This is a genomic window from Streptomyces sp. NBC_00273 (assembly GCF_036178145.1).
In the GTDB taxonomy this organism is placed as follows: Bacteria; Actinomycetota; Actinomycetes; order Streptomycetales; family Streptomycetaceae; genus Streptomyces.
The window spans coordinates 2,511,628-2,524,730 of sequence record NZ_CP108067.1; the positions used below are offsets into that span (position 1 = coordinate 2,511,628).

The 13,103-nt window shown below is 74.3% G+C and carries 10 protein-coding genes; 3 read left to right on the forward strand and 7 right to left on the reverse strand.

The genetic code is table 11. The annotated features are described in order from the left end of the window. Positions 1-65: 65 nt before the first annotated feature. Positions 66-647, reverse strand: a complete 582-nt coding sequence (locus tag OG386_RS10695; protein WP_328787935.1) for a cysteine hydrolase family protein — start codon at positions 645-647, stop codon at positions 66-68. A gap of 106 nt (positions 648-753) precedes the next feature. On the opposite strand from OG386_RS10695, the gene OG386_RS10700 reads away from it, so the two are divergent. Further along, a complete protein-coding gene (locus tag OG386_RS10700) occupies positions 754-1,749 on the forward strand; it encodes a GlxA family transcriptional regulator (RefSeq protein WP_328787936.1) in 996 nt (331 codons plus the stop codon). Continuing rightward, positions 1,746-4,556, forward strand: a complete 2,811-nt coding sequence (locus tag OG386_RS10705) for a SpoIIE family protein phosphatase (RefSeq protein ID WP_405789351.1) — start codon at positions 1,746-1,748, stop codon at positions 4,554-4,556. Before OG386_RS10700 ends, OG386_RS10705 begins: the two co-directional genes overlap by 4 nt. 60 nt (positions 4,557-4,616) lie before the next feature. Here OG386_RS10705 and OG386_RS10710 read toward each other — a convergent pair whose 3' ends face one another. The 4 genes from OG386_RS10710 to OG386_RS10725 form a co-directional block, all read right to left on the reverse strand. Beyond that, positions 4,617-6,683: a SpoIIE family protein phosphatase gene (locus tag OG386_RS10710; protein ID WP_328787937.1), complete on the reverse strand. Its 2,067-nt coding sequence runs from the start codon at positions 6,681-6,683 to the stop codon at positions 4,617-4,619. A gap of 137 nt (positions 6,684-6,820) precedes the next feature. After that, positions 6,821-7,927 carry a molybdopterin-dependent oxidoreductase gene (locus tag OG386_RS10715; RefSeq protein ID WP_328787938.1) on the reverse strand — a complete coding sequence of 369 codons (1,107 nt, stop codon included), beginning with the start codon at positions 7,925-7,927 and terminating at the stop codon, positions 6,821-6,823. Between the two features lie 324 nt (positions 7,928-8,251). Continuing rightward, positions 8,252-9,505, reverse strand: a complete 1,254-nt coding sequence (locus OG386_RS10720; protein ID WP_328787939.1) for an amino acid aminotransferase — start codon at positions 9,503-9,505, stop codon at positions 8,252-8,254. Beyond that, positions 9,498-10,475 (reverse strand): DMT family transporter, encoded by a 978-nt coding sequence (locus OG386_RS10725; protein ID WP_328787940.1) that lies wholly within the window; start codon positions 10,473-10,475, stop codon positions 9,498-9,500. The genes OG386_RS10720 and OG386_RS10725 overlap by 8 nt, the downstream gene beginning before the upstream one ends. Positions 10,476-10,610: 135 nt before the next feature. On the opposite strand from OG386_RS10725, the gene OG386_RS10730 reads away from it, so the two are divergent. Beyond that, positions 10,611-11,096 (forward strand): Lrp/AsnC family transcriptional regulator, encoded by a 486-nt coding sequence (locus tag OG386_RS10730; protein WP_327382392.1) that lies wholly within the window; start codon positions 10,611-10,613, stop codon positions 11,094-11,096. Positions 11,097-11,127: 31 nt separating this feature from the next. Here OG386_RS10730 and OG386_RS10735 read toward each other — a convergent pair whose 3' ends face one another. Both OG386_RS10735 and OG386_RS10740 read right to left on the reverse strand, forming a co-directional pair. Beyond that, complete coding sequence (locus OG386_RS10735; RefSeq protein WP_328787941.1) at positions 11,128-11,646, reverse strand: O-acetyl-ADP-ribose deacetylase; 519 nt, start codon at positions 11,644-11,646, stop codon at positions 11,128-11,130. Next, positions 11,646-13,064 (reverse strand): phytoene desaturase family protein, encoded by a 1,419-nt coding sequence (locus OG386_RS10740; RefSeq protein ID WP_328787942.1) that lies wholly within the window; start codon positions 13,062-13,064, stop codon positions 11,646-11,648. Before OG386_RS10740 ends, OG386_RS10735 begins: the two co-directional genes overlap by 1 nt. Between the last annotated feature and the right edge of the window lie 39 nt (positions 13,065-13,103).

Here is a 13,103-nt window from a genome sequence, read left to right on the forward strand (position 1 = left end):
GGCCCACATACAGCCCCGCCGGCGAGGCTGGATCTGCCCGGCGCAGGCCGGTCGTGGCCCGGCGGCTACGACGCGAGGAGGTCGGCCGTGGTGACCACGCGGGCGAAGCCGCCGCCCTGGAGGTTCACCGCGGTGGCGGTGGCGAGTTCGTCCGCCGTCAGGGCGAGGCCCGCCGGCCCGGCGAGGTCGAAGGTGTGCGTGGCGTCGAGCGGGACGAGCACGTCGTAGCCCAGGTTCCCCGCCATCCGGGCCGTGGTCTCGACGCACATGTTGGTCTGGATGCCGACCAGCACCAGCTGGCCGATGCCCCGGGCCTTCAGCCAGTCGGCCAGGTCCGGGGTGCCGTAGAAGGCCGAGTTCACGGTCTTGGTGACCACCAGGGCCCCCTCGCTCCGCTTCTCCACCAGGTCCTTGAAGGCGTGGCCGGGGTGGTCAGCGGCGAGGACCGAACCCGGCTGCACGGACGCGTGCTGGACGAGCACCACCGGGCGGCCGGCCGCCTGCCAGTCGTCCATCAGGGCCGCGATGTTGTCCTCGGCCGCCGGGTTGTTGCGGGGCCCCCAGAAGGACCCCTCGTCGAAGCCCTTCTGCACGTCGATGACCAGCAGGGCACTGTTGGGGGCGATCTCGATCGCGGTCGTTGTCATGGCTCCATGCTGTCCGCCGGGCAGCGGGCCCGACAGCGCCCGCGAGGCCCCGTACCGATGGGATCCTGCCAGTCTGGCAGTGGTGGCCGCCTGGCAGACTGGCCGGATGCGCCGTGTCGCGATCGTCGTCCAGCCCGGTATCCGCAGCTTCGACCTCGCCGTCATCACCGAGGTCTGGGGCCCCGACCGCAGCCGCGCCGGGGTGCCGGGCTTCGAGCTGCGCCGGTGCGCCCTGGAGCCCGGTCCGATCCCGCTGCCCGGCGGGCTGACGCTGACCCCCGACCGGGGACTGGACTGGCTGGCGACCGCGGACCTGGTCGTCGTACCGGCGCTGGCCGAGCCGGCCGATCCGACGCCCGCGCCGGTCCTCGCCGCCCTGCGCGAGGCGCACGGCCGGGGCGTGCCGGTCGCCGCCCTGTGCGCCGGGGCGTTCATCCTGGCGGAGGCCGGCCTGCTGGAGGGCCGCCGGGCGGTCACCCACTGGTGGCTGGCCCCGCAGCTCGCCGCACGCTACCCGGGGATCGTGGTCGAGGACGCCCCGCTCTACGTCGAGGACGGCGGGCTGTGGACCTCCGCCGGCGTGGCTTCCGGGATCGACCTGTGCCTGCACCTCGTCCGGGAGGCGCACGGCGCCGAGGCCGCCGCCGCCATCGCCCGCTCCATGGTGACGGGCCCCTTCCGCACCGGGGACCACGCCCAGTACCTGGACCGGCCCGTCCCGGCCGCGGACCGGACGGCCGAGGCACTGGCCGCCGTGCGGGCGCGCGCCCTGCGTTCGCTGCACGAGCCCCTGTCCGTGGCGACCATGGCCGGCTGGGCCGGGATGTCCCCGCGTTCCTTCGCCCGGCACTTCACCGCCGCCACCGGCACCACCCCGCACCGGTGGCTGCTGGGCCACCGGCTGGACGCGGCCCGCAAGCTGCTGGAGCGCACCGACCATCCGGTGCCGGAAGTGGCCCGGCGGGCCGGTTTCGCGAGTGAGGTCACCTTCCGCCAGCACTTCACCGCGCACGTCGGCCTCGGCCCTCGCGCGTACCGTGCGGCCTCCTGCGCACCGGCAGCCGCACCAAACCCCCCGGACAGTGTTAGAAAGGGCTCATGACCGGACGTTTTGGTCGCCAGCCGACCGGGTGGGGCTCGCGCCTGTTCGCGCGCCTGTCCCGGTGGGCACACAGCGTCGCCGGTCAGGTCTTCGCCCTCCAGGCGATGATCGTCCTCCTGCTGATCGCCGCCGCCGCGGCGGCCCTGGTGTTCCAGGCCCAGTACGACAGCGAGCGCGACGCCCGGCACCGCGCGCTCGCGGCGGCGGAGTCCTTCGCGCACGCCCCCGGTATCGCGTCGGCGCTGCTCTCGACGGATCCGACCGCCCTGCTGCAGCCGCTGGCCGAGGCCGCCCGCCGGGGCTCGGGCGTCGACTTCATCGCCGTCATGAACACCGCCGGGATCCGCTACACCGACTCGCGCCCCGAGCTGATCGGCAAGCGGGCCACCGGTGACCTCAGCCGCGCCGTCGCCGGCCGCGCCTTCACGGAGACCTTCCGGGGCGAGCCGAGCGACGCCGTTCGGGCCGTCGTCCCGATACGCAATGCCGACGGCGTCGTCATCGGCCTGGTCGGCACCGGCATAGACGTCGAGAACGTCTCCCAGGTCGTCGAGGGCCAACTCCCGCTGCTGCTCGGTGCGGCCGCGGGCGCCCTGCTGCTCGGCACCGGTGGCGCCGCCCTGGTCAGCGGCCGGCTGCGCCGCCAGACCCGCGGCCTGGGAGCCGCCGAGATGAGCCGGATCAACGAGCACCACGAGGCGGTCCTGCACGCCGTCCGCGAGGGCGTGGTCATCATCGACGCCGACCAGCGGCTCGTCCTGGCCAATGACGAGGCCCGCCGGCTGCTCGGCCTGCCGCCGGATCCCGAGAACCGGCACGTCACCGACCTCGGCCTCGACCCGCGCACCGCCGAACTGCTGGCCTCCGGCCGGGTCGTGACGGACCACGTCCACCTGGCGGGCGACCGGCTGCTCGCCGTGAACGTGCGGCCCACCGCCCGGTACAAGGGCATGTCCACCGGCAGCGTCGTGACCCTGCGCGACTCCACCGAGCTCGCCGCCCTCTCCGGCCGGGCCGAGGTGGCCCGTGGCCGGCTCCAGCTGCTCTACGACGCCGGTGTGCGGATCGGCTCCACCCTGGACGTGGTGCGGACCGCCGAGGAGCTGTCGGAGGTCGCCGTCCCCCGGTTCGCGGACTTCGTCACGGTGGAGCTGCTGGAGCCGGTGCTGCACGGTGACGAGCCCTCCCTGGTCACCGGCATCTACACCGAGATGCGCCGGGCCGCGATCACCGGCGTGCGGGCCGACTCGCCGCTCCAGCCGGTCGGCGACATCATCCGCTTCGTCTTTCCGACGGCCCCGATGGCGGCGGCCCTGGACGCCGGGCACGCGGTGCTCGCCGCCGACCTGAACGCGGCCATGGGGTGGCGGGCCCAGGACTCCCAGGGCACCCGGGTGGCGCTCGAGTACGGGCTGCACTCGCTGATCTCCGTACCGCTCCAGGCCCGGGGCGTGGTGCTGGGCATGGCCAACTTCTGGCGGGCCGCCGACACCCCGGAGGCCTTCGACGAGGAGGACCGTTCCTTCGCGGCGGAGCTGGGTGCGCGTGCGGCCGTCTCCATCGACAACGCCCGCCGCTTCACCCGCGAGCACGCCATGGCCGTGACGCTCCAGCGCAGCCTGCTGCCCCGGGTGCTGCCCGCCCAGAACGCGGTGCACGTCGCCTCCCGCTACCTGCCCGCGAAGGCGGGGGTCGGCGGGGACTGGTTCGACGTGATCCCGCTGCCGGGCGGCCGGGTGGCGCTGGTCGTCGGCGACGTCGTCGGGCACGGGGTGCACGCCGCGGCGACCATGGGTCGGCTGCGGACCGCGGTGCACAATTTCTCCACCCTGGACCTGCCCCCCGACGAGCTGCTGGGACACCTGGACGAGCTGATCAACCGGATCGACCAGAACGACACCGGCAGGGGGCTCGCGGGCGGGGCCGAGGAGGGGAGCTCCGAGGACGCTCCGGACGGGTCCGCCGAGCCGGCCGGGGTCACCGGTGCCACCTGTCTCTACGCGGTCTACGACCCGGTCTCCGGGCGGTGCCTGATGGCCAGCGCCGGCCATCCCGGGCCCGCGCTGATCCGCCCCGGCGCGGCGGTCGAGTTCCCCGAGCTGCCGGCCGGGCTGCCGCTGGGCGTCGGCGGCATGCCCTTCGAGGCCGCCGAGTTCACGCTGCCCGAGGGGAGCCGGCTGGTGCTGTTCACCGACGGCCTGGTGGAAGACCGCGACCGGGACTTCGATACCGGACTGCAGCTGCTCGGCCAGGCGCTGGCGCGGCCCGGCCGCAGCCCCGACCAGGCCTGCTCGGACGTGCTCGCCACGATGCTGTTCCCGGTGCCGAGCGACGACATCGTCCTGCTGGTCGCCGACACGCGGCGGCTGGAGGCCGACCGGATCGCCGAATGGGAGGTGCCGGTCGAGCCCGCAGCCGTCTCGCGCGTGCGCAACGCGGGCGCGGCGCAGCTCGCCGCGTGGGGGCTGGACGAGCTCTCCTTCCCCACCGAGCTGATCCTCAGCGAGCTGATCACCAACGCCATCCGGTACGGGAGCGCGCCCGTGCGGGTGCGGCTGCTGCGCGACCGCGCCCTCGTCTGCGAGGTCTCCGACGGCAGCAGCACCTCACCGCACCTGCGGTACGCGACGACCACCGACGAGGGCGGGCGCGGGCTGTTCCTCGTCGCCCAGTACGCCGCCCGCTGGGGCACCCGCTACACCGAGCGCGGGAAGGTCATCTGGGCGGAGCTGCCGCTGACCGGGGGCCCGGAGCCGCTGCTGCCGGATCCGCTGGACCTGGACGCGTTGGAGGACCTGGCCTGGTGACCCGGCGCTCCGGCGGCCGGGCCGGGCCGGGGCTCCGGCCCGGACCCGGGGCCCGGGGGGTCACACCGCCCGGGTGCGGGCCAGCAGCACGGCGACGTCGTCCTGCTGTGCGGAGGGCAGCAGCAGCCGCAAGATCCCCTCGCACAGCTCCTCCAGGGGCTGCTCCACCCGGCGCAGGGCCCCCGCCAGCTGGGCCATGCCCTGGTCGAGGTCCCGGTCGCGGGCCTCGATGAGGCCGTCGGTGTAGAGCACGAGCAGGCTCCCCGGCGGCAGCCGTACCTCCTCGGTGCGGAAGTCCTGCCCGCCCGTGCCCAGCGGGGTGCCGGGCGGGCCGTCGAGGAAGGTGATGGCTCCGCCCGGGGTGACCACGGCGGGCGGCGGGTGGCCGGCGCGGGCGATCACGCAGACGCCGGAGGCCGCGTCGTGGACGGCGTACACGCAGGTGGCCATCTCGTCCTCGCCCAGGTCGGCCACGACGGCGTCGAGCGAGCGGAGCAGCCGCGCCGGGGGCACGTCGTGGCGCGCGAGGGTCCGTACCGCCGTGCGCAGCTGCCCCATGACGGCGGCGGCGTGGACCCCGTGGCCCATGACGTCCCCGATGACCAGCCCGGTCCGGTCGCCGGGCAGCGGGATGACGTCGTACCAGTCCCCGCCGACGTCGTGGTCGCTGGCGGGCAGGTAGCGCCCGGTGAGTTCGAGGCCCGGGACCTCGGGGAGCGCGCTGTTGGTGAGGCTGCGCTGGAGGGTCAGGGCCGCCTGGCGCTGGAGGGTGTACATCCGGGCGTTGTCGATGTTGAGGGCCGCGCGGGCGACCAGCTCGTCGACGAGGACGCAGTCCTGCTCGTCGAAGGGTTCCCGCTCGCGCGTGCGGGTCACGGCGACGGCGCCGAGCACGGTGCCGCGGGCGACCAGCGGAACCAGTCGGGCCGAGCCCAGGGTGGCGAGGTAGGTGCGCAGTGCCTCGGCGCGCGGGGAGGTGATCAGCGCCGGGATGTCGGCGAGGTAGAGGTTCATGGGCCGCCCCTCGGCGATGACCTGCTCGTAGGTGGTGCCCATGGGGATCTGGAAGGTCTGGCCGGGGGCGAGTTTCGCGGTGGGGGCGGTCGGGTCGGGGAAGTGGGCGGCCAGGCGGCGCAGGACGCCGCGCGTGGAGGCCGCGGGGACGGGTCCCTCGTCGGGGAGCAGGACCGCTTCGAGCAGCTGTACGTCGGCCGAGTCCGCGAGCTGCGGCACCAGTACGTCCACGATCTCCTGGGCGGTCTGGTGGAGGTCCAGGGTGGTGCCGATGCGGGTGCCCGCCTCGGCGAGCAGGGCGAACCGGTGCCGGGCCCGTTCGGCGTCGGCCTGGGCCTGCTGGCCCTCGGTGATGTCGATGAGCGAGGCGATCACGCCGAGGGCCCGGCCGGAGCCGTCCAGCAGCGGGGCGTACGAGCAGGACCAGGTCCGGTCGTGCTCCGGGTCGGCGGGGGTCCGTCCGGTGCGGCGGACGTCGACGACGGCGGTGCCCCGGTCGAGGACCTGCTGCATCGTGGCCTCCAGCGCGTCGGCGTTGACGCCGGGGACCACCTCGGTGAGCCGCTTGCCGAGGTGCTCGGCGGCGGAGGCGCCGTTCATCCGGGCCAGGGCGTCGTTGACGCGGAGGAACCGCAGGTCGGTGCCGAGGGTGGCGAGGCCGATGGGCGACTGGGTGAACAGGCTCTGGAGGGCGGCGAGGGAGTCCCGCATGTGGAGCACCTCGGAGGTCTCCACGGCGATGAGCATGGCCCCCGTCCGGCCCTGCGGGTCGGCGGCGGGGACGATCCACATCTCCATGGGGACGCGGTGACCGTCGCGGTGGCGCACGGGCAGGGTGCCGACGACGGTCTCGCCGGACTGGACGCGGCGGGTCAGCTGGTCGGCGAGCTCGTGATTGGCCTCGGGGACGAGCACGGCGCTGCCGGGGAGGCCGATGATGTCCTCGGGGCGGTGCCCGAGGAGGTCCTGGGCGGCCAGCGACCACTCCACGATGCGTCCGTCGGCGTCCTCCCGCCACAGGGCGATCGGCAGCAGCTCGCTGAGTACGCCCGCGTACCCGACAGCCGCGGGCGGCGGGTCCGGCACCTCGCTCGTCGCCTGGTAAGTGTCCAACGCACCGACCTCACCCCGGGGGGTCTGATTCCTACCGATTCACCCTATCCGAGGGGTGGGCGCGGGGCTCTGTGTCGCACTGGTCCTGACCGGGGCGCGGACCTCCCCGGACCTCCTCGGGAGAATCCCCGTGTCGCTCATACGACCACCACCTCGACGCAGGCCACGGGGTTGCAGCCGTAGCCGCGGGCGTTCCACGGGGCCCGCGGCGGCTGCGTGTCGCCGTGGGCGTCGGTGGCGCGGGAGACCAGTCGGTACGGTCCGGGCCGCTGCGGCGTCCACCGGTACGACCAGCTGCTCCAGCCGTACGGCCCGGCGGGCGCTTCGAGCAGGGCCCCCTGCCAGCCGCGCTCGCGGTGGCGGTCGTCGTCCTCGTACTCGGCGCGCACCTCGACGCTCCGCAGCGGCACCCCGTCGCCCGACCAGGCGCGGCCGCGGACGAGGGTCTCGTGGCCTCGGCGCACGGCCGTGTCCGGCTCGGGCTCGATGATGAGCGACTTGACCCGCACGCCGGTCACCGGGCCCTCGGGGGTGCCGCGGGAGGCCACGTAGAGGTACTCCTCGCTCTGGAAGACACCGGTGAACGGGCGGGTCACGGCCCGGGCCCCGACCAGCCACTTCACGTCGGCGACCGCGTAGCGGCCGGGGACCACCAGGCGGACCGGCGCCCCGTGCTCGGGGGCGAGCGGCTCCCCGTTCATGCGGGTGACGAGGAGGGTGTCCGGGTGGAGCGCCACGGCGAGCGGGAGGCTGCGCTCGAAGGCCGCCCGGCGGCCGTGCACCGGGCCGGAATCGGCCCCGGTGAAGACGACCTCCACGGCCGACGGTCCGATCAGGGCCCGCTCGGCGAGGAGCCGGAAGGGCACTCCGGCGAAGTGCGCGCAGCCCACCGCCTGCTGGCCCCACGGCAGGCCGGGCGGGCGGGGCGTCATCAGGCTGCGGCCGTTGCCCGCGCACTCCACGACGACGTCGAGTTCCCGGTGGTCCATCGCGAGCAGTTCTTCGTAGCCGAGGGCGAAGGGCGCGGCGGCCGCGGCGCCGCCGACCCGCAGCCGCCAGCGGCCCGGTGGGGTCCGCGGGATGCCGAAGTGGTCGCGTACGAAGAAGGCCCCGACGGGGGTGACCGGCTCGGCCAGCGCGGCCGAGGGGGTCTGGGCGTTGTACGGGTCTGCGGTGACTGTTTCGGGCGCCCAGACCGTGGCGCCGGGCCCTCGGGCCGCTCCTGAAACCGGCCATGTGGTCATGGCAGCACCTTCCGTCGGGCTCTGCCGAGCGCGACGCGGATTTCTTTACAGACTACGTCCGAACAAAGCCTTGACTGGGTGCGAATTGGGAGGAAACTCATCAATACACCGGAATACCGGAAAGCGCCGCACCTCCCTCTGGAGACGTCCTCAGGCCCGCGTGACCCTTGTCCAGGCTCTGGCCAGGCCCCCGGCAGCACTCGTCGACCAGGGGAGCCATCGGCGACGGCGGATGGCTCATGGAAACGACGGACTGCCGGGGACTGTCTTGTCTTCGGCGGGCGGACTCCCCCGCGGGCGGGCGGACTCCCCCGCGGCTCTCCCCTACGCCTGGACGGCGGCCGCTCCGGACTGCTGCTGACGCGGGAGCGTCGGGATCGTACGGGGCGCTTCGGCCGTCCCGAGGACGCCCGCGATGCCCCGGGCGAGGCAGGGGATCCGGTGCGCCGGGATGCCCGCGATGTTGATCCGCCCCGAGGTCGTGCCGTAGACGGCGTACTGCCTGCGCAGCCGCAGCATCTGCTGCGCGGACAGCGGCAGCATCGAGAACATGCCCTTCTGCCGGGCGAGCGAGCGCGCCTGGTCCGCGCAGCCGAGCGCGCTCAGGTGGGCGATCAGATCGGCCCGGTTGTCCATGATCCGGCCGCGCATGACGTCCAGCTCCGCCCGCCAGGCGGCCCGCAGCCCCTCGTCCTCCAAGATCGTGGTCACGACGGCCGCGCCGTGCTCGGGCGGCATCGAGTAGAGCGTCCGGGCGGCGTTCTGCAGGGCGGTCTCGGCGTGCCGCACGGCCTGGCCCGAGGCACCGAGCACGATGGCGCAGCCGACGCGGTCGCTGTAGAGGCCGAAGTTCTTCGAGCAGCTGACCGCGATCAGCATCTCCGGCACCCGCGCCGCCAGCATCCGCGTGGGCAGCAGGTCGGCCTCCAGGCCGTCACCGAGCCCGTGGTAGGCGAGGTCGACGAAGGGCACCCAGCCACGGCGGGCCGCCGACTCGGCGAGCGCCTCCCAGTCGTCCAGCAGCGGGTCGACGCCCGTGGGGTTGTGGGCGCAGCCCTGGAGCAGGACCACGTCGTCGCGCTGCGCGTCCTGCAGTTCCCGCAGCACACCGGCCGTGTCGAAGCCGCCCTCGGCGTCGCGCCAGCCGTACGTGCGCACGCGCAGCCCGGAGGCCTCCAGGATGGGCCGGTGGTTGACGTAGGCCGGGTCGCTGATCCACACCGTCGCACCCGGGCGGGTCCGGCAGATCAGATCGGCCAGCAGCCGCAGTGCGCCGGAGCCCGCGACGGTCTGGACGGCCGCGGCCCGATCGGTCGGTCCGGCCTGGCCCAGGACCAGCTCCAGCAGGGAACGGTTGAAGGCGGCGTTGCCGGAGAGCCCGCGGTACTCCTTGGAGTCGGAGCGCTCCGCCAGGCGGATCTCGGCCTCGCGCACGGCCGACATGACGGGTGTGGTGCCCGTCTGGTCCCGGTAGACCCCGAGGACGAGGTTGAGGCGTTCGGGCCGCTCGTCACTGCCGAACTCGTAGGTCAGGTCCCACAGCGGGTCGGTGGGCGGCGTGGGGAGGAGCTCAAGCATCTGCGGGAACCTTGGGTCGAGGGCGGCGGTTGGCGAGGACGACGCCGGCGGTGATGAGGGGGACGCCGACGAGTACGGCGAGGGTCGGCCTCTCGCCGAGGAGCGGGACGGCGAGCAGGACGACGGCGACGGGGCTGAGGCTGCCGAAGACGGCGCTGCGCTCGGCGCCGAGGCGGCGGATGGCGAAGGCGTAGAGCAGGCCCGCGCACAGGCCGACCCCGAGCCCCTGCACGACGAGGAACAGCGCGATGTCGCTGCCCGCCGCGTGCGCGATGCCGGTGGGGAGCACCCCGGTCAGCACCAGGACCCCGATCACGGCGAAGGAGGGCAGGCACAGCAGTCCGATCGACCCGATCGGGTCGAGGTCGACCTCGCGCAGCCCCACGGTGTAGAGGGCCCAGAGGCCGCTGGCCACCAGGAGCGTGCCGGCGCCGGCGAGTACGTCGGTGTCGACGGGGACGACGTAGCGCCAGACGAGGGCGGCCACACCGGCCGCGATCAGGGCGAGCCCGGCGGCCTGCGTGCCCCGGGGGGCGCCGTGGCCACGGCGGATCATGATCATGGAGACGAACAGCGGAACCATGCCGGGGACGATGGATCCGACGAAGGCGGCGGACGTCAGCGCGCCACCGTGCATCGCTGCCAGGAAGAACGGCACCCCGGCACCACAGACGATCTTCACGGCGGGGCCCGGCCGCACCGCGGCGATGGCGCGCCGGCGCCGCCACAGGGCGGGGAACAGAACGACGAGGGGGACGCCGAAGCGCAGCAGGGCCGCGTCGGCGGGCAGCAAGGAGGAACCGCCGAGGGCCCGGGCGCTGAGCGCGAAGGCCGCCCAGATCGACACGGTGACCAGCAGGGCCAGCATGCCCTCGGCCTGTGGGGAGAGCCCGCGCCGGCCGGGGTGTCCGGCCCGCGGGCCCGCCGCATCGGGAGGCAGGGTCGCCCGGGTGGTGTTCGTCGCGACCAAGGAATTGCTCCAGCCTCTGAGACCCGGACCGATCCGGTCCGTGCCTGGGCAACGCTAGGGCTTGGGGCGGGGCAGCCGATTGCCAGTTCTGCCTCTCGGACATACGTTTGGGGCAGAATCTGCCAAGGAGTGCCCATGGACGCAGTGGATCTACAGATCATCAGGGAATTGCAGGCCGACGGGCGCCTGTCCAACCAGGACCTCGCCGACCGCGTCCGGCTCTCCCCGTCGCCCTGTCTGCGCCGAGTACGGCGGCTGGAGGAGGCGGGCCTGATCCGCGGCTACACGGCCATGGTCGACCAGGTCGCCTTCGGGCTCCCGGTCACCGTCTTCGTCCGGATCCGCCTGGAACGCCACACGGCGGAGGCGGTGCGGCTCTTCGAGGAGCACGTCGCGGTCATCGAGCACATCCAGGACTGCTACCTGATGGCCGGCAGCAGCGACTACTTGCTCCGGGTCGTCATCGAGGACCTGGAAGCCTACGAATCCCTGGTGCGCCACCGGATCCACGCCATCCCCGGGATCGCCTCGATCGAATCGAGCTTCGCGTTCGGCAGCGTCAAGCAGTCCCGGACCTATCCGCGGCCCGCCCCGGGCGCCTCCGGGCGCTCGCCGCGCTGACGACGGCCCGGCGGGCGGCCCGGCGGGCGGCTCAGGAGGCGGCCGCCACCGCCGTCTCGAAGGCCTCGTAGGCGGCCGCGTCGAAGAGCACGAACCGCACCTCCTGCACCTCGGTACGGGCGCTGCGCACCGTCTCCACCGCGATCCGCGCCCCGTCGTCCATCGGCCAGCCGTAGATGCCGGTGGAGATGGCCGGGAACGCGACCGTACGGGCCCCCAGCTCGTCGGCGACCCGCAGCGACTCGCGGTAGCAGGAGGCCAGCAGCGCCGACCGGTCCTCCTCGCGCGACCAGACCGGGCCCACCGTGTGGATGACGTGCCCGGCGGCGAGCCGCCCGGCCGTGGTGGCGACGGCCCGGCCCGTCGCCAGCCCCTTGCCGTAGTGCGAACGCCGCAGGTCCTCGCAGGCCGCGAGGATCTCCGGCCCGCCGCGCCGGTGGATGGCGCCGTCGACCCCGCCGCCGCCGAGCAGCGAGGAGTTCGCCGCGTTGACGATGGCGTCGGCCTTCTCCGCGGTGATGTCGCCGCGGACCAGGGTGATGCGGACCATCAGGAGCCCTTTCGCAGGTGCCGCCAGACCGCCTTGGCGGCGTTGTGCCCGGACATGCCGTGCACGCCCGGGCCCGGCGGGGTGGCCGAGGAACAGAGGAAGACGGCCGGGTGCGCCGTCGTGTACGGGGTGAGGGAGATCTTGGGGCGCAGCAGGAGCTGGAGGCCCGAAGCGGCCCCGCAGGCGATGTCCCCGCCGACGTAATTGGGGTTGCGGGCGGCGAGCTGGGGCGGGCCGGCCGTGGCGCGGGCGAGCACCAGGTCGCGGAAGCCCGGGGCGAAGCGCTCCAGTTGGGATTCGACGGCCTCGGTGAGATCGCCGTCCCAGCCCGCGGGAACGTGTCCGTACGCCCAGAACACGTGCTTGCCCTCGGGCGCCCGGCCGGGGTCGACCAGGCTGGGCTGCGCGGTGATGAGGAAGGGGGCGCGCGGGGCCCGGCCGCCGGAGGCGAGCTGGAGGGCGGCGTCGATGTCGCGGGCGCGCGGGCCGATCTGGACGGTGCCGGCACGGCGCGGCGCCTCGGCCGTCCACGGGACCGGGCCGTCCAGCGCGTAGTCGAGCTTGAACACGGAGGCGCCGTACCGGTAGCCGTCGTACGCGCGCCCCAGGCGGGCGATGCGGGCCAGCGCGGTCGGCGAGGTGTCGAAGACGTAGGTGCGGGCGGGCGGGAGGTCGTCGAGCCGCTTGACCTCGAAGCCGGTGTGGATGGTCCCGCCGAGGTCGCGCAGGTACCCGGCGAGGGCGTCGGACACGGACTGCGAGCCGCCGCGCGGCATGGGCCAGCCGTTCGCGTGCGCGGCCAGCGCGAAGACCAGGCCCACCGCACTGGTGGCGATCCCGCCGAGCGGTGCGATGACGTGGGCCACGAGGCCCGCGAACAGCGCGCGTGCCCGCTCGTCGCGGAAGCGGCTCAGCAGCCAGGTGGAAGGCGGCAGTCCGGCGAGCCCGAAGCGGGCGAGCGTGAGGGGGTCCCGGGGCAGCGCGGTGCTCGGCAGGGACATGAAGTCCCGGGCCAGGGTGTCCCATTTGCCGAGGAAGGGCCCGACCAGACGCCGGTAGGCGCCCGCGTCGCGCGGCCCGAGGGACGCCGCCGTCTCCGCGACCGAGCGGGACAGGACCGCGGCCGTGCCGTCGTCGAAGGGGTGCGCCATGGGCAGCGGGGCGTGCAGCCATTCCAGCCCGTACCGCTTCAGCGGCATGGTGGCGAAGACCGGCGAGCCGGCCCCGAGCGGGTGCACTGCCGAGCAGGGGTCGTGCCGGAAGCCGGGGAGGGTGAGCTCCTCCGTCCGGGCACCGCCGCCGACCGTACCGGCGGCTTCGAAGACGGCCACCGAGAAGCCGCGCCGGGCCAGTTCGACGGCGGCGGTCAGCCCGTTCGGCCCCGCCCCCACCACGACCACATCGAGAATCGACGGCACTTGCGACTCCTTCGTCTCCGGCGGCGCCTGCGCCTCCAG